Consider the following 20,341-nt stretch of genomic DNA (forward strand, 5'->3'; position numbering starts at 1 on the left):
GGCCATCGCCGCACGCGTGCACGCGGTTTGTCTTAATAAGAATTTTGAAATCAAACGATTGGCTAGCGGGCGTGGGGCGAACCCGTTAGCCAATCGGCAAACCCGTCCTGGAATCACCCAATGCGGATTCGCAAGGGCAATAAAATGGGAAAATTTCCCATATGTCAATATGGGTGACTGCGTTTTCAGTGCGGACCCGGATCCGGGGGCGGCGACCCCGGAGGTGGGCCGCCAGGGCCGGGTGGCGGGCCTCGCCTGTCCGGAGCGGGAAAATCTCCGCCGGGCCCGCCTCTGCCGAAAGGCGCGTGATCGGGCCGCGGCCCATCCCCAGCGCCGTGTGGCGGGCGGGAACCAAAGCTATCGGGACCCATTCCGGGAAAGCCGGTCATTCTGCTTGAATCGCGGACGCCGATATCGACGAAGCCATGACCATTGGGAGAGAGCCGCATCGAGCCGGACTGTGACCCCCCGGGTCCGGAACCCGCCTCGCCTCTGTCCGTTGGCCGGAAGGTCTCGATATTGACGATGCCGCGTTTGAGGCCCGGCACCACGGGTTCGGTCTGAACGCGCGTAATCACCAATCGGTCGGCGACCGCCTTGAGACGCACGAGCGTTTGTTTGCCGGCGAGGTAGCCATGCGTGCTTCCAAGCGACAGGCCGCCGATCAGGACGCGGTTGCCGCTCTTGACGGGAACGCCGCGGACATGGGCGCCGTCGGACACGGAGCGGGGCTCGATACGCCGGGCAATGATCGTGCCGTCTGGTTTGCGGATGCCGAACACGGCGACCCGTTTGCCTTTCCGCAAGCCCTTCGTCGCTAAACCCGATGTGTCGACGGTTTGCGAAAGTATCCTTATCCCGGTCCTATCGATCCGGTCGATACGGCCCTGAACCTCGCTAACGATCGTAATGCGGGCCGCGCGCTTTCCGGTCAGCAGCACCCGGGCGACATGGCCGACTTTCATCGCGCTCGCGGGTACGCGTCGCCCGTCGATCTCGACCGGCGTCGTCGCGCTGAACGGTATGTGAATATTGTTGACGATGATGCTGCCGAAACCCTGGATGGTCCCGACAATACCGGTTCCGCCGATCCCGTGATCTTCGTTCTCGCCGCCTCCCTGGATGGCAAGACCGGAACCGCCGATTCCGTGATCGCTGGTGCCTGTCGGCTGCGCGGCGGCAAGTTCCGGCCGCAGGACCTGAAGCGCGATGCCGCCCAGCAGAAACTGTCTTCTCGAGATCGCCGACGGGCTCATTCGTCGATCTCCTGATTGGAGGCGGTTTCTGCAGCAGGATCCGTTTCGCGTTCCTCGGTCATGATATAGAGCCCCGCGATCCAGCGGCTGCTGCCGCCGGGATCGTCCTTGATCGCCTGATGGGCGATCTTGTTGAGCTTCAGGAGCAGCGTCATGCTTTCCTGGCGCGCAAGCTCGTCGAGCCGGGCCGCCAGCGCGGGCGACATGCCGTCATAGTGAACGGCGCGTTCGAAATAGGGAGGAGGCTCGTTCAGCAAGTTCATGACCGACGCCTGCACATGATCACGAAGGTTGCGGGTGAAATAATGCCGGCGAGCGTCGTCCCCGGCATTCGGGACGATCGATGAGAGGTCGAGCTGGACCCGGCCGTCCTCATCAAGAACGACGATACCTCGGTCCAGCCATTCGTCCAGGATGGAGCGCGGGTGGACGTCTTTGGTGATGTCGCTCACCAGGCTCTCGAATGACGGACTGCCGTCGCTTGATGTTCGGGGCAGGGCGCTCGGCCTGTCCTCGGCGTCGCAATAGAGCGGGTCGGCAAGCCAGCGCGCAAGGATGCGGCTCGTCTGTGAAACGCCGACGGTGAGGAATGAGGGGTCGAGCGCCAGTCCGCGTAGCCGGTTGACGTCCTTGCGGTGGATGCCTGTCAGGAGCGAGATGCGGCTATCCGTCTGCTGCTTGTTCGGCAGCGCGAATTCCTTCTCCGCCACTTCGATGTAAAGGCGGCGAAGCACGGTGGTAAAGGCGGTGAAGTTAAAACCGGAAGCGAGAGCGAGTTTGACCAGCGGGCGCAGGACGCGGATCAGCATGGCCTGCGAGGTCTCTTCGGAGAATGGCAGCTTCGCGCGCGGCTTTGACATCGACAACACACTTGGTCCCTGAAAGACCGTTGCCGAAAGACCTTCGGAAGCAGCCTCGGTCTCCTTTAAGGCAAGGTCCACCCTGCCGCAACGCACAGGCGACATGCAAGCCCAGCCTATGCCATGCCCCCTGGCGACGCGGGCCGGATTACAACACCTTCCGGAGGGTATTTTACATAGTCTATCAATGCCTTGTGTTTTCCGACTCGGGGGAAAGCAAGGCGCCCTGACGCCAGTCGATCAATCGGTCGATCCGAGCAATCTTGTGGAAAACCTCGAAGACGTCGAATGACGAGCCTTTCTCGATATACGACGCCAGGAGCTCGCAAAGCTCGAATATTTCAGGCGGCGTGCCCGTCATCTCGACGCCGTCATCGGTGAAAATCCCCGATCGCGGCCAGGCCTGGGCCTGTTGTTCGTCGAGTTTGTTTCCGACGAAAGGGATCGTGTTGATGATGCCGGAGGCAAGCGCGAAGGCCGCCTCCGCCACGATTTCGGAGCATCTCGCGTTAGGCTCTCTGGTTAAGGCCGGCATTTGCAACCGTTTGAATTCCCGCATGTTCAATCCGTCAGAGATAGTTGACCAGGCTCAGGCCCTGGAGTTTCGAGACGAGCGTGTAGGCCGTTTCCAGCTGCGTCTGCAGCTGGTTGACGAGCGTCGACGCCTCGTAGGCATCCACGCCCTGGAGATCGACGAGCTTTCCCTGGAGCAGGCTTGACTGGGCATCGAGGGCGTCATTTGCCTTTTCGAGCCGCTCCTGCGAGAGGCCGAGCTGGCTTTGCTGTGTGACGATGCCCGATGTCGCCTGCGCCGCATAACCGATCGACTTCGTCGCGACGGTGCTCTGCGCGTCGGAGCTCAGATCTTGGCCGAAGAGGGCGGAGACGACGACGGAGGCAAGTGCCAGATAACGCATGCCTTCGGAATTGGCGTTGGTGGACGAGGTGATGGTTTCCGAACTGCTGATCCGGCTCGTCATGTCGGTGCTGGAGGCAGTCGACCAGCCTGTGGAAGCGTCCGTCCAGCCGCTTTCGGAAAACATCGGCTCGACCGTGTCGATGATGAATGTGCCGATTTCCTCTCCGGTCAGCTCGTTGACGTCTTTTCCAAGACCGGTTGCATAGTCGCCGAGCGCCGTGACGATCGCATCCGAAACCGTGGAGGACTGATCGGTCAGCGGCTGGCTGTCGAGGTTGGTTCCGCCAAACAGGAACTCGCCGTTGACTGAGGTATTCGCCGTCGAGATCAGCTGCGAAATCGTGGAGCCTGCGGTCTGCAGGGCAACGGCGATGCTGGTCGTATCCTGGCTCGCCTGGAGCGCGGTCAGGTTCGAGACCAGGCTGTCGCCGGCATCCTTGAGGCTGGAAAGGGCGGTCTGCGATGCGTCCATGCGCAGTTCGACGACGGCGTTGCTCGTCTGGAATGAGGCGGCCTGGTCGATCGCACTGGTGAGGTTGATCGTTCTTGCGGTGCCGGCGCCAAGCGATACGCCGATATCGGCGTAGGTTCCGGTCGTCGCTTCCGTCGAGGCCTGCTGCAGCTTGCTCTGGGACTGGCTGATGGTCAGCCGCAGGACGTTCTGCATCGCAGATGATGAGACAAAAGAGGCTTTCATAACTAGCTCGCTATGTCGAGGAGCGACTTGAACATCTCGTCGATGACGTTCAGGATCTTCGTCGCCGCCTTGTAGGATTGTTCGATATCGAGAAGGAGCGTCAGCTCCTCGTCGAGGTTGACGCCGGTTTCGTTGGAATAGGCCTCGTCGGAGCGCGACAGCGCGGCAGTCGTGTTTTCGGAGGCCGACGTCGCATCGCTGCGATATTGTTCCAACCAGCCGATGGAGGAGCTGGCGTAATCCATCAGGCTTTGCGTGGTGGAAAGACCGGCGTCCGAGGAGAACGAGCGCTGTTCCGTCAACGCCGTATAGAGGGCGTCGAGATTGTCCGAGAAACCGCTGTCTCCCGAGCTGTTGAGATCGGTGATGCCGCTGATCGTTCCGTCGCGCAGCTTCGTGGCATCACCGCCCTCGCTGGTAACGACGGCAAGATTGACCGAGATCGACGACGCGATGCCGGTGATATCGTCGGAATCCGACGGTGTTCCCCCTGATGTCCCCGACGCGGTGGTCCAGACGAAAAGTCCGGGCGCGCTGGTGCTGCCGTCGGTTTCCGAGAAGGCCTGAACGAGCGACTTGGCGATCTCGTCGAGTTGGGCCTGGAATGTCGGTGCGATGTCGTCGCGAAGCTGCAGCAGCGCCTGCAGGCTGCCCGAGGCGCTGGTCGTCGATCCCTCGCCGGCGTCGAGCGCAACGCCGTCGATATAGACCGAATTGCCCTCCGTTCCGGCCACATAGGTTGTCGTCGGCACGTATGTGACGGTGCGCGGTACGGTCTCGAACAGCACGGTGCCGTCGGAGGTGTAGAGCGCCATGTCGTTGTTGTCGCGCACGGCCGTGGTGACGCCGACGATCGAGGAGATCTGCTTCAACAGCTTTTCTCGTTCGTCGAGCGCCGAGGAGGTATCGGCGCCGGTCGCCATCGCCAGCTTGACGGCATTGTTGGCCGTCTCGAACTGCGACAGCAGCGTATTCAGCGAGGAGACCTGCGTGGCGATCTCCGCATCGGCATCGGCTCGGATCGACTGGACGCCGTCGCTTGCGGTATTCAGCGAATTGGCAAGATCCTGCGCGGCGGTGACGGCCGATTGCGCCGCGGTCGTGCTGCTCGGCGATGTGGCGAAGGTCTGCAGCGCCTGCTGAAATGCCGAGAGGTATGTGCTCGGCGAGGTCTCGTAGTCGTTGCCGCCCATCAGCGACTTCAAGCTTTCGAGGCCGGTCACCAGCGTCTGCTGGGCGCTGTCCTTGGAGTTCGATTGCAGATATTGCGCCAGCAGCGCAGTTTCCTGCGCTCGGCTGATGCTGACGACCTGGGCGCCGGAGAGAGACGTCGTGATCGACGCCTCCCGTCTCACATAGTCGGAATTTCCGACATTGGCGATGTTGGTCGAGACGACGCTGCTCTGCTGGCCCGTATTGTTGAAAATACTTTGGACGCTGTTCAAGGCGGAGGTGAGCGACATTCAGCTGCTCCCTCTATCGCTTCAGGTTGACGAGGACATCCATGATATCGGAGCCGGTTTGAAACACCTTCGAATTGGCGGTGTAGCTGCGCTGTGCCTCGATCATCTCCGTCAGTTCGCCGGCGAGATCGACGTTCGAGCTCTCGAGGGCGCCGGACTGGATGGAGCCGAGCCCGTTTGTCTGCGGAAAGCCGGTGACGGTAACGCCCGACTGGCCGTTGGCGCTGTAGACGTTGCCGCTGAGCAGCGTCAGATTGTCGGGGCTGGCGACCGTCGCAAGCGGGATCTGATAGAGAGCCTTGGTCGCCCCGTTCGCATAGGAAACCGACACCACCCCGTCCGTGCCGATGGATACCGAACTCACCGCACTTGCGGCCTGACCGTCGGCCGAGCCCGTCGCCGAGAAGTCGGAGGCGAGCTGGGTAAAGTCCGAATAATCCATGGTGATCGTCTGTGCGGTGACCGCATCGACGATATCGGTATCGGTCGCAGAGGCCAGCTGACCGTCGGCGTCGAAGGAGAGTGTCGCAACGCTGACGGCGTCGGAGGAGTAAGGGAAGGACGTCGTGCCGCCGGTGGTGGCATCGGCATTGCGGTAAATTGCTACCTCCCAGGTGCTTCCGGTGACCGCGCCGGCGGAATCCGTCGTGACACCCGTCTTGGTGAAATAGTAGTCGTACTGGACGGTGCCGCCGAGGCTGTCATAGGCAACCAGCGACATCTTCTGCGTATCGTCGGTGACATCGGACGTGTTGGCGCTCGGCAGCGTTGTCGTGTCGGTGACGACGGTTGCCTCGGAATTCAGGTTGCCGCTGAAATAGGCGCTGGTCGAAGCAACCGCGCTCAATCCCGATTGGGATACGTTGACCGGCACCAGCCCATCGAAGCCGTTGACAACAACCGCAGGCACACCTGAATCATAGGAATATCCCATGAGGGTAAATCCGGCGCCGTTGACCAGGTTGCCGTCGCTGTCGACGGAGAAGTCGCCGGCCCGGGTGAGGACCGGCGTGCCGTCGGCGCTTTGCACGATGAAGAAGCCATCTCCTGATATCGCCAGGTCATAATCCGAGGTCGTATAGGAAATGTCGCCCTGTTGAGAAATCGCCTGGCGCACGGATGTCTGGACGCCGCCGGAATTGTAATTGCCTGAGGACGACGGCAGCACCAGCGACGAGAAGGATGTGGAGACGGCTTTGTAGCCGACCGTGTTTGCGTTGGCGATATTGTCGGAAACCGTGCTCAGCCGGTTTGCCTGGGCGCTCATGCCGGAGACGGCGGTTTTCATGCTTCCAAAAATGCTCATGGCTCAATCCTTTAAGGTTTGGGAACATGCCATGTGACGAGAGGCCTCCAGGCCCGAATAACGGGCGCACGACATCGCTGGCGCCGGGCAAAGCCCACACCGGTGGATGATCTGATTGTCTGGATTGACCCCGTAATGGCGATAGGCGCTGCGGCTCATCCGCGCGCTGGTGCGGTGCGCCTGTCACGGTGCACCATGTGAATACTTCGATAGTTCAGCGGCCCGGCTGAAAGCTCTGCCGGCTCGATTGCCGGGCCGCTGTCAGACCGCCGCATTGCAGCTTCTCCAGCGACTGCGACGCGACGCTCCTTGTCGGCTGTCAGCTCGTGGTGCTTGCGGACAATGAACCGCTGCCCGATGTGTCGAGAAGATCGAATAGCTGGCTCGCCTGGCTTTCGGTGACGTCGTCCGGCCTGCCAGCCATGAACTCGTCCAATGATACGAGCCCGTCTCCATCGGTATCGAGATCGGACAGCAGGGATGCGGTCTGCTCATCGTCGGCGGGCGGCGGCGGTGGCGGTCCCTCGGGGCGTTGCGACGACTGAGCGGACATCGCCTCGGTCAATGCATCGACCGACAGCGAGCCGGCGCTTTCGCTGTCGAAGCTGTCGAACAGCGTGCCTGCCTGATCCTCGCTCACGTCGGACGGCCGGCCTGCGACGAATTCCGTCTTGCTCACCAGCCCGTCTCCATCTGTATCGAGATCTGAGAGCAGCGATGAAAGCTCGTCATCGCCTTCGGGCGGCGGCGGTGGCCCGCCGGCTCGCCCCGATCTCTGGGCGGACATGGCCTCGGTGAGCGCATCGACCGACAGCGAGCCGGAATCTTCGCTGTCGAAGCTGTCGAACAGCGTGCCCGCCTGATCCTCGGTCACGTCGGATGGCCTGGCTGCGACGAACTCGGCCTTGCTCACATAGCCGTCGCCATCGGTGTCGAGCTGCGCAACATCCATGCCTTCGTCGCCGTCCTGCTCCCCGCTGGAGCCGGACTGTCCGCTAAGGCCGTTCATCGTCAGCGACATCAGCTGGGACATGAGTTTTTCGACGCTGTTGGTCGAGTCTTCGCCGAGCTGCTGGCTTGTGGTTGATTTTTTTGCCGAAACCGTATTACAGGATAGGAGGTCCTGGGATGCGGATGTCGAGTTCTTGCTATAGGAATAGGAAGAAATCGATGTTGCGGCAGAAATGGTCGTCATAAGCGCTCCATCGCTAAAGAGGGTGGGGATGCAACGCATTACAGAACTGATTAGTTCTCTAAATCGAAATTACTAATGCCACAACCGAAAAACTCATCCCTCAGAAATCGCAGTCCGCTTTTCCGGGCCGTCGGTGTGCGCTTCGGTAAAGCGGTTTAGATCGTCATGGATGGTGTTGACGAGCCCGCAGATGAGCCGCGCAAGCGAGGCCGGCCGAAAGTCTCCAGCGATGAGGACAAGCGGACGCATATCGTCGAAATCGCCCGCCGTGTTTTTGTAAAATACGGCTATGCCGGAAGCACCACCGCGGTGGTGGCCACCGAGGCAGGTGTCTCGAAACAGACGCTCTACAAGCTGTTTCAGAGCAAGGAAGAGCTGTTTGCCGCCGTGGTGGGCGCGCATCGGCGCCTGATGCTCGACCTGCCGAGGCCCGCGGAAGACCTTCCGATCGCCGAAAGCCTCGAACATATCTTCATGATCGACATGGATGAGGAGAAGGATGCGGACCGCGCCGGTTTTCTGCAGCTCGTCTTTCGCGAAGCGGCGCAGTTTCCAGAGCTTATCGACATTCTGCAGCGCGAAGGCATGCTTGCCAGCCGTCAACACCTCGCCGACTGGTTGAGCGATCGTCGGGCGGAAGGCAGATTGACCCTTGATGATCCGGCGAGCGGAGCCCGGATGCTGACGGACATGATCTTCGGCGGTATGGGCCCGCCGGAAGGGCGCGCCCAAGCCTGGCCCGACCGGGCCGGACTGCTCGCCCATCTTCGCCGCTGCATCGCAATCTTCGCCGCCGGCGTCGGGGCTTCGTAGACCCGAAAGACGATGCTTCGACTTTTGTCTTCCAATTCCTATTGAATGAATTATAGAACTATATAGTTCTTTTAAATTGATTCGGCCACATGAATGTGGCTGCGCATCGCCATGACCGGCGACGACATCCCAGCAGGATCGAAATTTTCACCGCGGCTGCCTGCAGGCTTTCGCGCGCGCTGCCGCGCCCATGAAAAGGGACAAGCATTGGTTTCCACCTATGTAAGCTATCTCGCAGTCGCGCGTAATCTCAACGCCAGCCTCTCGAGCGTGGCGTCCCAGGGCACGGTTGCCCGCGACAGCGCCTATTACAAGGAAAACATCGGCAAGGTCACGACGGTCGACGAGTTCATGGGCGATTACAAGCTCTACTCCTATGCCATGAAGGCCTACGGGCTCGACGACATGACCTATGCCAAGGCCTTCATGAAGAAGGTGCTGGAAAGCGATCTCAGCGATTCATCGAGCTTCGCCAACAGTTTGAGCGACGGCCGCTATGCCGAGTTCGCCGCCGCCTTCAAATTCGGCGGAGAGACGAAGACGGCGCAATCTGATGTGCAACGGGACACTCTGCTCGATGCTTATGAGGAGTCCTTCGACACCGAGGCGGAAGACATTGCCGACGAGACGGATTATTTCGAAGAGAATATCTCGTCGATCACGTCGGTCGATGATTTCCTCTCGAGTTCGAGACTGAAGAATTATGCGCTGACCGCTTTCGGTCTCAGCACCGATTACACCTCCAGCAGTTTCCTGAAGCAGGTTTTGACGAGCGACCTCGACGATTCCGACAGCTTCGTCAATCAGCTCGGCGACGACGTCTATGTCAGCCTGGCGAAGGCCTTCAACTTCAACGAGGACGGCTCGACCGACGGCGACGTGATGTCGGAAGATCAGATCTCGCTGGTGACGAGCGGTTATGCGGTGGCTTCCTCGACCATTGCCTCTTCGGACACCGGAGAGGCTTATGACACTTATTTCGCGGCGGAAATTGGAAACATCACCTCCGTCGATCAGTTGATGAGCGACGACAAGCTCGTCGGCTATCTCAGGATCGCCTACGGGCTGACCGACGACGAATCCGACACTTTCATTTCCGCGGCGCTTAAAAGCGCCGATATTGCTGACGCGATCGGCCTGTCGGATCTGCACGACGCCTTCAATTTCGATGAGGACGGCGCGCTTGCCGATGGCGACACCGCCCAGACGTCGGAACAGACCACCACGACCACGGCAGCCTTCGATGAAAATTATCAGGTGCTGATCGCCAATACCGACACGGAAGATGCCGTCGACAACTACACGACGCGCATCGCCAGCGTCACCTCGATCGATGATTTCCTCGTGTCAAATGCCGATGACGACGATGACGACAATGACGATCTCCCGGAAATGTGGGAAATGGCGTTGCGCGCCTTCGACATCGATCCGGACAGCGTTTCGAGAAGCCAGGTGCGGAAAATTCTCGAAAGCGATCCCACGGATTCCAAAAGCTATGTCAACAGCCTAGACGACGACCGGTTCGTCGCCTTTCGCAAAGCATTCAACTTCGACAGCGATGGCGACGTCACCGTTCCCTTGCAGGCCATGTCGGAATCCGTCGTCGACGACTATGCCGCCTATTATAAACAGAACAAGATCCGCTACCTCGACGGGGACGAACTGACCGAGGCGACCGACGCGGCGGATGACGAGATCAGCTATTTCCGTGAGCAGATGGCGACGATCACGACGGCGAGCGAATTTCTGGCCGATGATCGCCTGGTTAGTTTTGCGCTCGAGGCAAAGGGGCTCGACCCGGACGATGTCACGTCGGGCCAATTGGAGAAGATGTTTTCTTCCGATCTCGACGACGAAGACAGTTACGTCAACAAGCTGGACGACAGTCGCTTCGCCGAGCTCGTCGGCTCGTTCAATTTCGATCAGGACGGCAATATTTCCGCCGATCCCACAGGGACGGTGCAACAGCGCGGCGACGTGCTGGAAACGATCGACTCCTATGTCAGGCTGACGCTCGAAGACGACCAGGGTGACAGCAACACCGGCGTGCGCCTGGCGCTCTATTTCCAGCGCAAGGCGCCGGAGATATCGAGCGCCTATGGCATTCTGGGCGACAGCGCGCTCTTCGAGTTTTTTACCACGACCTTCAACCTGTCCAGTTATGTCTCGAATATGGATGTCGACAAGCAAGCCGAGATGGTCGACAACTTCATCGACATCAAGGATCTGGCAGATCCTGACAAAGTCGACGATTTGATCAAACGCTTCACCGCCATGTATGATGTCGCCAACGGCACGGGTATCACGTCGACAGCACTTTCGATCCTGAACGGCTCAGCAACGATCAGCGCAGACACGCTGCTTGCGATGGCGCAATTGAAAACCGGCTGAGTGATTTTGGCCTCGCTCATGATGAGCGCAACATCCATTTCAGAACGAAAGCAGACCGCTAAACCTTATATTAATCATTAAATCCCCATTAATAGGCATAGGCAAATATTCGTGACGTGTCCGAATTGACTGCGATGAAATCTGTGGGGGATTTGTGAGTGAGCATTCTTGATCGTGGTGCAAATGCTGTCGCTGCTCTCGCTGCTCTATCCAACTCGCAAGCCATGATCGAGTTCGACTTGTCGGGCATGATCCTCACCGCGAACGAAAATTTCTGCAGGGCGCTCGGCTACGAATTGCGGGAGATCGCTGGACAACATCACCGCATGTTCGTCGAACCCGCCTATGCATCCTCGGCGGAATACAAGGCCTTCTGGACGAAGCTGTCAGCCGGGAAATTCGAGCAGCAGCAATATAAGCGGCTCGGAAAAGGTGGCCGCGAGGTCTGGATCGAAGCATCCTACAATCCCGTGTTCCGGCGCGGGAGACCGGTCAAGGTCATCAAGATCGCAACCGATATCACCGCGCAGAAGCTGAAATCCGCCGAGGATGCGGGTAAGATCGACGCCTTGTCGCGGGCTCAGGCGATCATCGAATTCACGCCGGGCGGCGAAGTGCTTGGTGCCAACGACAATTTCCTTGCCGCCCTCGGCTATTCGCTTGCCGAAATCCAGGGCAAACATCATTCGATGTTCTGCGAAGCTGACTATTCGAAGTCGGAAGCTTACAAGGACTTCTGGCGAAAGCTTGCGAGCGGCCAGTTGATTGCCGACGAATTCATGCGGGTGGGGAAGGGTGGACGCAAAGTCTACATCCAGGCGTCCTACAATCCGATCTTCGACCTGAACGGCAAAGTGTTCAAAGTCGTCAAGTTCGCAACCGACGTTACGGCTCGCGTCGAGAATGTCGAACAACTTGCTTACTGCCTGACAAACTTTGCCGACGGCGACCTGTCGCAGACGATCGCGAAGCCTTTCATTCCTTCGCTGGAGCGGCTGCGCACCGATTTCAACAGCGCCTCGGAGAAGCTGAAGGACGCCATGGTAACGGTGGCCGAAAATGCCAAGGCGATTTCGGCCGGTTCCAACGAAATTCGCACCGCGGCCGACGACCTGGCCAAGCGCACCGAGCAGCAAGCCGCATCCGTCGAAGAAACAGCGGCCGCTCTTGAGGAAATCACCACCACGGTCAAGGATTCGAGCCGTCGCGCCGAGGAGGCCGGTCATCTGGTGGCGCGCACCAGGGATCATGCGGAGCATTCCGGCCAGGTGGTGCGGGATGCCATCGGAGCGATGGATCAGATCGAAACCTCGTCGCACGAAATTTCCAACATCATCGGCGTTATCGATGAGATTGCCTTCCAGACGAACCTTTTGGCGCTCAATGCCGGCGTAGAGGCGGCGCGGGCAGGGGAGGCCGGCAAGGGGTTTGCGGTCGTCGCCCAGGAAGTGCGCGAACTGGCGCAGCGCTCGGCGAAGGCCGCGAAAGAGATCAAGAGCCTGATTACGGCGTCCGGTTCCCACGTCGCAAACGGCGTCGCCCTGGTGACGAACGCCGGATCGGCGCTGCGGGAAATCGCCACTCAGGTTCACGAAATCAATACCAACGTCACGGCGATCGTCGAGGCGGCGCGCGAGCAATCGACGGCGCTCGGTGGCATCAGCCAGGCCATCAACACTGTCGACCAGGGAACGCAGCAGAATGCCGCAATGGTCGAGGAGCAGACTGCTGCAAGCCATGGCCTTGCACGGGAGGCTGCCGCACTCTTCAAGCTCCTTGCGCAGTTCCGTTTCGAAGACGGGCCGAAAACACGGTCTTCGTCGTCGCAGGCGGGGCGTCATCCTTCGATGCCGTCGGCTTTAAAAGTTGTCCGCACGGCCTCGGTTCATGGAACGGCGGCTGCCGCGCTGAAGTCCGATTGGGAAGAATTCTGATTTAGTTCAAATCAAAGCGACAGCGTTGCTTGCACGCCTAAAGGCGCGGCACCGTAGGTCTGAGGGCAGCTCCGCAGGGTCTCGGTGCCGCGCGGCGCCGCGGGTTCGAGTAGAGCGTGGCACCCCACTGGATAACCTGAAGCACGCGCTCTTGCCCTTGTCATAAGGTTGGACTTCTGCGTCGCTTCGGCAATGAAGTCATTGCCGGCCGCTGCGTTGCGGCCTCCATATGCATTCCCCGATACGTCGGAACGCAGCCAGGCGATCAGCCTCGCAAGCGGCAGGAAAATGCTGCACTGCCGAAAAAATCACCACGTGCGCCGCTGCGCGTTTTTTCAGCATGACCCATTGACAATTCGTCCTTGATGGCACTTGATAGGCTATTCCAGTAAAACAGACAGACGTCCATTATACTGGAATATACGAGAACCATCCATAAGGGGAACGCCATGACTATTTCCTTTCGCACCGGCGTGATGTCGCTGGCCGCCGCTGTGCTGCTCTCCACGCCTGCACTGGCCGACGGCAGCAAGCTCGATGAAGTGCTGGCCCGCGGCCATCTCGTGCTCGGGACGGGCAGCACCAACGCGCCCTGGCACTTCAAGAGCGCCGACGACAAGCTTCAGGGTTTCGACGTCGACATGGGCCATATCATCGCCAAGGCGCTGTTCGGCGATCCTGAGAAGATCGAATATGTAAACCAGTCCTCCGACGCTCGCATCCCGAACATCACCACCGATAAGGTCGATATCACCTGCCAGTTCATGACCGTTACCGGCGAACGCGCCCAGCAGGTCGCCTTCACCATTCCTTATTATCGCGAGGGTGTCGGTCTGATGCTCAAGGCGGACGGAAAATATGGCGATTACGCCGCTCTCAAGGCCGCCGGTTCCTCCGTCACCATCTCGGTTCTGCAGAACGTCTATGCCGAGACGATGGTGCACGCGGCATTGCCGGAGGCCACCGTCGATCAGTATGATTCCGTCGACCTGATCTATCAGGCCCTGGAGTCGGGACGCGCCGATGCCGTTGCCACCGACCAGTCGTCGCTCGCCTGGTACATGACGCAGAATCCGGGCCGCTATAAAGATGCCGGCTACGGCTGGAACCCGCAGACCTACGCCTGCGCCGTCAAGCGCGGCGATCAGGACTGGTTGAACTTTGTCAACACCGCCCTGCACGAAGCCATGACCGGCGTGGAGTTCGACTTTTACGCCAAGTCCTTCAAGACCTGGTTCGGCAAGGATCTGACGCCGCCGCAGATCGGCTTCCCCGTTGAGTTCAAGTAACGGCCATGCGGAGCGGGACCTGTCTCCCGCTCCGCTGCAGCCCCGTGCGTCTTTCGAGGCGCACAAAGGACGCTGCAACACTTTGAATCTGCGCATCGTGCACGATGCGTTAGTCTGAAAGGGCGGCCCGCATGGGTTATACGTTGAACTTCGGTGCCGTCTGGCGCAATTTCGATTTTCTGCTGAGCGGGCTTGCGCTGAGCCTCGGCTTGGCGGTGATCTCGATCCTAATCGGGGCCGTGTTAGGCCTGGTCGTGGCCTTCGCGCTGACGTCCAAAAACCGCCTGGCGGTGGTGCCGGCGCGGGTCTATGTCACTGTCATTCGCAACCTGCCGATTCTCGTCCTGGTGCTATTCGCCTTTTTTGCGCTGCCGCAGATGGGCTTGCGCCTCGACAAGATAAAAAGCTTTGTGCTGGTTCTCTCCCTCTATTCCGGCGCCTATCTGGCCGAGGTGTTCCGCGCCGGCCTGCTGTCGATCCCGAAAGGGCTGACGGAAGCCGGCCTCGCCATCGGCCTGACGGGGATGCAGATCCGCAGCTCCATTATCGCTCCGCTGATGCTGCGCAACGTGCTGCCGTCGCTGTCCTCGACGATTATCTCGCTGTTCAAGGACACTTCGCTTGCAGCCGCCATCGCCGTGCCGGAACTGACCTTTGCTGCCCGCAAGATTAATGTCGAAAGCTTTCGCGTCATCGAAACCTGGATGGTCACCTCCGCCCTCTATGTCGCGACCTGTTTCCTGATCGCCGCCGTGATGCGCTTCGTCGAGCGCCGTCTGGCCCTGCCGAGATAGACCCGATGCCCCACACCTTTCTCGAACAACTCTGGATCGCCCGCTACGTCATTATCAACGGCATCGGCGTGACCGTGTCGATCTCTCTGCTGGCCATTCTCGCAGGGTCTGTCCTCGGCGTCTTCGTCGGCCTGGCGCTCGTTTATGGCGGCGTTATTTTGCGGCTGATCGTGCGCGCCTATACCGATATTATCCGCGGCACGCCGGTACTCGTGCTGGTACTGGCAAGCTATTATGTCTCCGCCGCCGTTGGGCTCGATCTCGGGCCGTTCTCCGCCGGGGTGCTCGCCCTTGCGATCTTCTGCTCCTCGCATGTCGGCGAGATCGTCCGCGGAGCATTGCAGGCGATCCCGAAGGGGCAGACCGAAGCGGCCAAGGCGATCGGCCTGACTTTTACCCAGACCTTCACCTCGGTGCTGTGGCCGCAGGCCATGCGACAGTGCCTGCCGGCCTGGGTGAATACGGCGGCCGAGATGGTCAAGGCCTCGACGCTGCTCTCCGTCATCGGCGTTGCCGAGCTGCTGCTGCGCACGCAGGAGATCATCTCCCGCAATTTCATGAGCCTCCAGTTTTATTTCCTGGCCGGCGGTCTCTATTTCATCGTCAACTACGGCATCGAGCACTTCGGCAAATATGTCGAGCGCAAGACCGCCCTGCCGTCCTGAGGAGTTCCCCCGATGGCCAAGACCATTCTCGACATCAAGGGTCTGCGCAAGACTTACGGCGTCCACGAAGTCCTCAAAGGCGTCGATTGCGCCGTGGAGGAAGGCGAGGTTATTTCCATCATCGGCTCGTCCGGCTCCGGAAAGACCACCTTGCTGCGCTGCGTCAACATGCTGGAAGAATTCCAGGGCGGCACGATCAGTCTCGATGGCGAGGAGATCGGCTACCGCGTCGACGGCGCAACCCGCCGCCGCAAGGGCGAGAAAGAGATTGCCCGCCAGCGCGCGCTGACCGGCATGGCCTTTCAGCAGTTCAATCTCTTCCCGCATATGAGTGCCGCCGAAAACGTCATGCTCGGTCTCGTCAAGGTGAAGAAAATGACGAAGCCGGAGGCCCGCGCCGTCGCGGAGAAATGGCTCGATCGTGTCGGCCTCTCCGCTCGCACCAACCATTATCCCGGTCAGCTTTCCGGCGGCCAGCAGCAGCGTGTCGCCATCGCCCGCGCCATCGCCATGTCGCCGCGGCTGATGCTGTTCGATGAGGTGACATCGGCGCTCGACCCGGAACTGGTGGGCGAAGTGCTGCAGGTCATCAAGGGGCTCGCCGCCGACGGCATGACCATGCTGCTTGTCACCCATGAGATGCGTTTCGCCTACGAGGTTTCATCGCGCGTCATTTTCATGAACCAGGGCGTCATCTGCGAGGAGGGCGACCCGAAGGAAATGTTTGTGCGGCCGAAGACCGAACGGCTCGCGGAATTCCTCAAGACCTCGAGTTTCAACTAAAAGCACGAAGACGATCGGCGCGGCAGTTCGATCGCAGATGAGAAAGATCGCGGTCGCACTGACCGGCGTCTTCGGGCGCCGGCGCCCGCACAAATTACGTTCAATCTGCATTCCGGGCAGGCAAATTTCCCGCACAGCATTCGCGACATCTTGAAAATCCTGAACACAGGATTTTGGCATGGGCTTTGCTTTCTGTCTTGTATGCAAGATAGCCACACATCCGAGACCACGCAGAAATCCATCGAGGCGACGATCGTCTCCGGCATCCTTTCTGCCAAGATCCGGCCCGGTACGCGACTTGGCGAAAACCAGCTGGCAGCGCTCTTCGGCGTGTCCAGAACCCGCGTCCGGGAGGCGATGATGCGCCTGGAGTCACGCGGCATCGTGCATGTCAGCCCTCGGCGTGGTTGGTTTGTCGTCGAGCCGTCCGCGGAAGATGCGATCGCGGTCTATGAGGCGCGGCGGATCGTCGAGGCCGGGCTGCTGCGCAGCATGCGGACGCTGACGGAGGAGGGCAGCAAGGCGCTCGACGCGCATCTCACCGAGGAGCGAAATGCCATGGCGGCGGGCGACCGCCAGCGCCTGACCTATCTGATGGGCGATTTCCATATCCGCATCGCCGAATTGAGCGGCAACGCCATCATGGTCGATATCCTGCGCGACCTGACCGCGCGGACGATCCTCATTTCGATGCTCTATCAATCTGAATTTCACGCCGCACAATCCCACGAGGGGCACTGCCGCATCTTCGAGGCCATGCAGGCGGGCGATTTCGTCAGAGCTGCAGAACTCTCCGTCGAGCATCTCGACGACGTGGAAATGGGCCTCGACCTCACCGCCCGCCCGAACCCGCTTTCGGATCTGCGCAATTCCCTGTCGCTCCCGCCCAGGACCGCGTCCCCGCCTCTCAGCCCCTAAAAACAGCACTTCAAAGGAGTAATGAACGCATGCTGACAATACGAGTTTTCTTCGCAATCGCGACCCTGGCGGCAGGCCTCGGCTTCGGCTCCGCTTCTCGTGCCGATGCTCTCGCCGACATCACGTCGCGCGGTACGCTGCGTGTCGCGGTTCCGCAGGATTTTCCGCCATTCGGCAGCGTCGGCACCGATATGGCGCCGATGGGCTACGATATCGACGTCGCCAATCTCATTGCCGAAAAACTGGGCGTCAAGACCGAGCTGGTGCCGGTCACCAGCGCCAACCGCGTGCCCTATCTGCAGACCAACAAGGTCGACCTGGTCATATCAAGCCTCGGCAAGAATGCGGAGCGCGAAAAGGTGATCGATTTCTCCACAGCCTACGCTCCCTTCTTCAACGGCGTGTTCGCGCCGGCCGATGTTTCGGTTGCCAAGGCGGAAGACCTCACCGGCAAGAGCATTGGTGTCACGCGCGGCTCGGTCGAGGATTTGGAACTGACGAAGATCGCGCCGGCCGATGCGACGATCAAGCGTTACGAGGACAATAACGGCACGATCTCAGCCTTCCTGTCCGGCCAGGTCGACACCATCGCCACCGGCAACGTCGTGGCGGCGGCGATCCTCGCCAAAAATCCCCCCAAGCGCCCTGAGCTCAAATTCCTGATCAAGAACTCGCCCTGCTACATCGGCCTCAACAAGGAGCAGGCAGCTCTTCTGGAGAAGGTCAACGGCATCATCGGTGCCGCCAAAACCAATGGCGCGCTGAACGCCATATCGCAGAAGTGGCTAGGCACCGATCTCCCGTCAGATCTCTGAACGACTCGGACTTACGGATGTCATCCCGCGCCCGCAGGCGGGATGACATCCGCTCGTCACCGCAAGAGGGGACAATTCTTTGAGCTATCATTTCGAATTCGGTTGGCTGCTTCAATATTACCCTGAGATCATCAAGGGCATACTGGTCACCCTGGAACTGATCGCGATCGGCGGACTGCTCGGCATTTCGCTCGGCATCGTCTGTGCCTGGGTGCGCGCACTCGGGCCGGCCTGGCTGAAACCTGTCGTTGCCGCCTATGTCGAACTGATCCGCAACACGCCGTTCCTGATCCAGCTGTTTTTCATCTTCTTCGGCCTGCCGTCGCTCGGCCTCCAGCTTCCCGAATTGACCGCCGCCAACCTCGCAATGGTCATCAACCTTGGCGCCTATAGCTGCGAGATCATTCGCGCCGGCATCCAGGCAACCCCGAAGGGTCAATTCGAGGCAGGCGAGAGCCTTGCCATGACGCGCTTCGAAACCTTCCGCCATGTCGTGCTCGTCCCGTCACTGCAGCGCATCTGGCCGGCGCTGTCGTCGCAAGTCGTCATCGTCATGCTCGGCTCGTCGATCGTGTCGCAGATCGCCGCCGAAGATCTGACCTTTGCCGCGAATTTCATACAATCGCGAACCTTCCGCGCCTTCGAGGCCTACATCGTCTCGACAGCCATCTATCTGGTGATGGCGATCCTGCTTCGGCAGGTGTTGGGTGTGGTCGGCGGCTTGATTTTCCCGAGGAGAAAAGCACGATGATCGAGTTCACCCTCTGGGACATCCTGCGAAACCTGCTGCTCGCCACCCGCTGGACGATCCTGCTTTCGCTCGTCTCCTTCGTCGGCGGCGGCGCGGTCGGGCTGGGGCTGCTGTTCCTGCGCATCAGCAAGCGCAAGCCATTCAGGCTGCTTGCGAAATATTATATCGAGCTGTTCCAGGGTACGCCGCTGCTGATGCAGCTCTTCATCGCCTTTTTCGGTCTCGGCCTCTTCGGCATCGACGTGCCGGCCTGGCTTGCTGCGGGATTGGCGCTCACCCTGTGGAGCGCCGCCTTTCTCGCCGAGATCTGGCGAGGCTGCGTCGAATCGGTCGCCAAAGGCCAGTGGGAAGCCTCCGCCAGCCTCGGCATGGGCCGGCTGCAGCAGATGCGCCATGTCATCCTGCCGCAGGCGCTCAGGGTCGCCATACCGCCGACGGTCGGCTTCTCCGTCCAAATCGTCAAGGGAACAGCGCTGACCTCGATCATCGGCTTCGTCGAATTGTCGAAAGCCGGCACCGTGGTCACCAATGCCACCTTCCAGCCCTTCACCGTCTACGGGCTCGTCGCCCTCATCTACTTCGCCCTCTGCTGGCCCTTGTCGAAAAGCAGCCAGATCCTGGAAAGGAAGCTCAATGTCGCTCATCGAAATCACTGAAGTCCGCAAGAGCTTCGGAGCCACCGAGGTGCTGAAAGGCATCAATCTCGATGTGCAGGCCGGCGAGGTCATCGCCATTATCGGCAAAAGCGGTTCGGGCAAATCGACCCTGCTTCGCTGCATCAACGGCCTGGAGACCATCACCGACGGTTCCATTTCCGTGGCCGGCGCGCAACTCCTCGATGACGAAGTGCATCTGAAGGCCCTGCGCCTCAAGGTCGGCATGATCTTTCAGCAGTTCAATCTCTTCCCGCACCTGACGGCGGGCGGCAACGTCATCCTGTCGCAGACGGTGGTCAAGAAGACCCCGAAGGCCGAAGCCGAGGCCATCGCCCGCAAGATGCTGGAGCGGGTGGGGCTTGGGCACAGGTTCGACGCCTATCCGGACGAACTCTCCGGTGGCCAGCAACAGCGCGTCGCCATCGCCCGGGCGCTCGCCATGCAGCCGGCAGCCCTTCTCTGTGACGAAATCACCTCGGCGCTCGACCCGGAACTGGTCGCCGAGGTTCTGGCCGTCGTGCGCGAGCTTGCCGCGGAAGGGATGACGCTGCTGATGGTCACCCATGAGATGAAGTTCGCCCGCGACGTCTGTAGCCGCGTCGTCTTTATGCATCAGGGCCGGGTCCACGAGGTGGGCCGGCCGGAGGAGGTCTTCGCCAACCCGCAGACGGCCGAGCTGAAGCAGTTTCTCGGCGTCAATTAGAAACGATGACATGCTCTCGCTTATGCCGGCCGGCTTCGTCGCAGAAGATGGCGCACGCGCGCCGCTTTCAACCAACAAGCGCGCGGGCGCTCGAATCCGCAGACGTGCTGGGAACGGCAGGCAAGGCTGCCGT

19 protein-coding genes are annotated in these 20,341 nt (G+C 60.3%); 12 read left to right on the forward strand and 7 right to left on the reverse strand.

The features are described from left to right. Positions 1–185 precede the first annotated feature (185 nt). From FHX03_RS14015 to FHX03_RS14045, 7 genes are all read right to left on the reverse strand, one after another. Positions 186–1,256, reverse strand: coding sequence for a DUF5666 domain-containing protein (locus FHX03_RS14015; RefSeq protein WP_183854139.1), 1,071 nt, complete (start codon positions 1,254–1,256; stop codon positions 186–188). Continuing rightward, entirely contained in the window at positions 1,253–2,116 is an 864-nt protein-coding gene (locus FHX03_RS14020; RefSeq protein WP_183854141.1) for a DUF6502 family protein, read from the reverse strand. Before FHX03_RS14020 ends, FHX03_RS14015 begins: the two co-directional genes overlap by 4 nt. Before the next feature lie 184 nt (positions 2,117–2,300). Beyond that, positions 2,301–2,675 (reverse strand): hypothetical protein, encoded by a 375-nt coding sequence (locus FHX03_RS14025; RefSeq protein ID WP_183779743.1) that lies wholly within the window; start codon positions 2,673–2,675, stop codon positions 2,301–2,303. A 10-nt stretch (positions 2,676–2,685) separates the two neighbouring features. Then, complete coding sequence (locus FHX03_RS14030; protein WP_183854143.1) at positions 2,686–3,732, reverse strand: flagellar hook-associated family protein; 1,047 nt, start codon at positions 3,730–3,732, stop codon at positions 2,686–2,688. A 2-nt stretch (positions 3,733–3,734) separates the two neighbouring features. Then, entirely contained in the window at positions 3,735–5,195 is a 1,461-nt protein-coding gene (gene flgK, locus FHX03_RS14035; RefSeq protein WP_183854145.1) for a flagellar hook-associated protein FlgK, read from the reverse strand. Between the two features lie 13 nt (positions 5,196–5,208). Further along, positions 5,209–6,501: a flagellar hook protein FlgE gene (locus tag FHX03_RS14040; RefSeq protein ID WP_183854147.1), complete on the reverse strand. Its 1,293-nt coding sequence runs from the start codon at positions 6,499–6,501 to the stop codon at positions 5,209–5,211. Positions 6,502–6,820: 319 nt separating this feature from the next. Continuing rightward, on the reverse strand, positions 6,821–7,696 hold the full coding sequence (locus FHX03_RS14045; protein WP_183854149.1) for an EF-hand domain-containing protein: 876 nt from the start codon (positions 7,694–7,696) through the stop codon (positions 6,821–6,823). 165 nt (positions 7,697–7,861) lie between these two features. On the opposite strand from FHX03_RS14045, the gene FHX03_RS14050 reads away from it, so the two are divergent. The 12 genes from FHX03_RS14050 to FHX03_RS14105 all read left to right on the forward strand — a co-directional run bounded on the left by FHX03_RS14050 (position 7,862) and on the right by FHX03_RS14105 (position 20,208). Then, a complete protein-coding gene (locus FHX03_RS14050) occupies positions 7,862–8,509 on the forward strand; it encodes a TetR/AcrR family transcriptional regulator (RefSeq protein ID WP_183854151.1) in 648 nt (215 codons plus the stop codon). A gap of 207 nt (positions 8,510–8,716) precedes the next feature. Continuing rightward, complete coding sequence (locus FHX03_RS14055; RefSeq protein ID WP_183854403.1) at positions 8,717–10,900, forward strand: DUF1217 domain-containing protein; 2,184 nt, start codon at positions 8,717–8,719, stop codon at positions 10,898–10,900. A gap of 158 nt (positions 10,901–11,058) precedes the next feature. Then, the gene (locus FHX03_RS14060; RefSeq protein ID WP_183854153.1) at positions 11,059–12,834 is read left to right on the forward strand and encodes a methyl-accepting chemotaxis protein; all 1,776 of its coding nucleotides are present in this window, start codon (positions 11,059–11,061) and stop codon (positions 12,832–12,834) included. 449 nt (positions 12,835–13,283) lie between these two features. Then, entirely contained in the window at positions 13,284–14,123 is an 840-nt protein-coding gene (locus FHX03_RS14065; RefSeq protein WP_097629413.1) for a transporter substrate-binding domain-containing protein, read from the forward strand. A 131-nt stretch (positions 14,124–14,254) separates the two neighbouring features. Further along, on the forward strand, positions 14,255–14,917 hold the full coding sequence (locus FHX03_RS14070; protein ID WP_097629414.1) for an amino acid ABC transporter permease: 663 nt from the start codon (positions 14,255–14,257) through the stop codon (positions 14,915–14,917). Between the two features lie 5 nt (positions 14,918–14,922). Next, the gene (locus tag FHX03_RS14075) at positions 14,923–15,582 is read left to right on the forward strand and encodes an amino acid ABC transporter permease (RefSeq protein ID WP_097629415.1); all 660 of its coding nucleotides are present in this window, start codon (positions 14,923–14,925) and stop codon (positions 15,580–15,582) included. 12 nt (positions 15,583–15,594) lie between these two features. Beyond that, positions 15,595–16,365, forward strand: a complete 771-nt coding sequence (locus FHX03_RS14080; protein ID WP_097629416.1) for an amino acid ABC transporter ATP-binding protein — start codon at positions 15,595–15,597, stop codon at positions 16,363–16,365. A 201-nt stretch (positions 16,366–16,566) separates the two neighbouring features. Continuing rightward, the gene (locus FHX03_RS14085; protein ID WP_183854154.1) at positions 16,567–17,283 is read left to right on the forward strand and encodes a GntR family transcriptional regulator; all 717 of its coding nucleotides are present in this window, start codon (positions 16,567–16,569) and stop codon (positions 17,281–17,283) included. A gap of 29 nt (positions 17,284–17,312) precedes the next feature. Next, positions 17,313–18,098 carry a transporter substrate-binding domain-containing protein gene (locus FHX03_RS14090; protein ID WP_183854156.1) on the forward strand — a complete coding sequence of 262 codons (786 nt, stop codon included), beginning with the start codon at positions 17,313–17,315 and terminating at the stop codon, positions 18,096–18,098. 79 nt (positions 18,099–18,177) lie between these two features. Continuing rightward, positions 18,178–18,849 carry an amino acid ABC transporter permease gene (locus tag FHX03_RS14095; RefSeq protein WP_183854158.1) on the forward strand — a complete coding sequence of 224 codons (672 nt, stop codon included), beginning with the start codon at positions 18,178–18,180 and terminating at the stop codon, positions 18,847–18,849. Further along, positions 18,846–19,505 carry an amino acid ABC transporter permease gene (locus FHX03_RS14100; RefSeq protein WP_183854160.1) on the forward strand — a complete coding sequence of 220 codons (660 nt, stop codon included), beginning with the start codon at positions 18,846–18,848 and terminating at the stop codon, positions 19,503–19,505. The genes FHX03_RS14095 and FHX03_RS14100 overlap by 4 nt, the downstream gene beginning before the upstream one ends. Next, the gene (locus FHX03_RS14105; RefSeq protein WP_097629421.1) at positions 19,483–20,208 is read left to right on the forward strand and encodes an amino acid ABC transporter ATP-binding protein; all 726 of its coding nucleotides are present in this window, start codon (positions 19,483–19,485) and stop codon (positions 20,206–20,208) included. The genes FHX03_RS14100 and FHX03_RS14105 overlap by 23 nt, the downstream gene beginning before the upstream one ends. The last annotated feature ends 133 nt before the right edge of the window (positions 20,209–20,341 follow it).

Origin of the sequence: Rhizobium sp. BK456, assembly GCF_014194045.1 — a bacterium.
GTDB lineage: Bacteria > Pseudomonadota > Alphaproteobacteria > Rhizobiales > Rhizobiaceae > Rhizobium > Rhizobium redzepovicii.

Excerpts from the sequence above, each read along its gene's own strand:
- FHX03_RS14100 (WP_183854160.1), top strand. The coding sequence starts at position 18,846 with ATGATCGAGTTCACCCTCTGGGACATCCTGCGAAACCTGCTGCTCGCC.
- FHX03_RS14080 (WP_097629416.1), top strand. The coding sequence starts at position 15,595 with ATGGCCAAGACCATTCTCGACATCAAGGGTCTGCGCAAGACTTACGGC.
- FHX03_RS14050 (WP_183854151.1), top strand. The coding sequence starts at position 7,862 with ATGGATGGTGTTGACGAGCCCGCAGATGAGCCGCGCAAGCGAGGCCGG.
- FHX03_RS14085 (WP_183854154.1), top strand. The coding sequence starts at position 16,567 with ATGCAAGATAGCCACACATCCGAGACCACGCAGAAATCCATCGAGGCG.
- FHX03_RS14030 (WP_183854143.1), bottom strand. The coding sequence starts at position 3,732 with ATGAAAGCCTCTTTTGTCTCATCATCTGCGATGCAGAACGTCCTGCGG.
- FHX03_RS14070 (WP_097629414.1), top strand. The coding sequence starts at position 14,255 with ATGGGTTATACGTTGAACTTCGGTGCCGTCTGGCGCAATTTCGATTTT.
- FHX03_RS14045 (WP_183854149.1), bottom strand. The coding sequence starts at position 7,696 with ATGACGACCATTTCTGCCGCAACATCGATTTCTTCCTATTCCTATAGC.
- FHX03_RS14025 (WP_183779743.1), bottom strand. The coding sequence starts at position 2,675 with ATGCGGGAATTCAAACGGTTGCAAATGCCGGCCTTAACCAGAGAGCCT.
- FHX03_RS14020 (WP_183854141.1), bottom strand. The coding sequence starts at position 2,116 with ATGTCAAAGCCGCGCGCGAAGCTGCCATTCTCCGAAGAGACCTCGCAG.
- FHX03_RS14105 (WP_097629421.1), top strand. The coding sequence starts at position 19,483 with ATGTCGCTCATCGAAATCACTGAAGTCCGCAAGAGCTTCGGAGCCACC.
- FHX03_RS14065 (WP_097629413.1), top strand. The coding sequence starts at position 13,284 with ATGACTATTTCCTTTCGCACCGGCGTGATGTCGCTGGCCGCCGCTGTG.
- flgK (WP_183854145.1), bottom strand. The coding sequence starts at position 5,195 with ATGTCGCTCACCTCCGCCTTGAACAGCGTCCAAAGTATTTTCAACAAT.
- FHX03_RS14040 (WP_183854147.1), bottom strand. The coding sequence starts at position 6,501 with ATGAGCATTTTTGGAAGCATGAAAACCGCCGTCTCCGGCATGAGCGCC.
- FHX03_RS14075 (WP_097629415.1), top strand. The coding sequence starts at position 14,923 with ATGCCCCACACCTTTCTCGAACAACTCTGGATCGCCCGCTACGTCATT.
- FHX03_RS14015 (WP_183854139.1), bottom strand. The coding sequence starts at position 1,256 with ATGAGCCCGTCGGCGATCTCGAGAAGACAGTTTCTGCTGGGCGGCATC.
- FHX03_RS14090 (WP_183854156.1), top strand. The coding sequence starts at position 17,313 with ATGCTGACAATACGAGTTTTCTTCGCAATCGCGACCCTGGCGGCAGGC.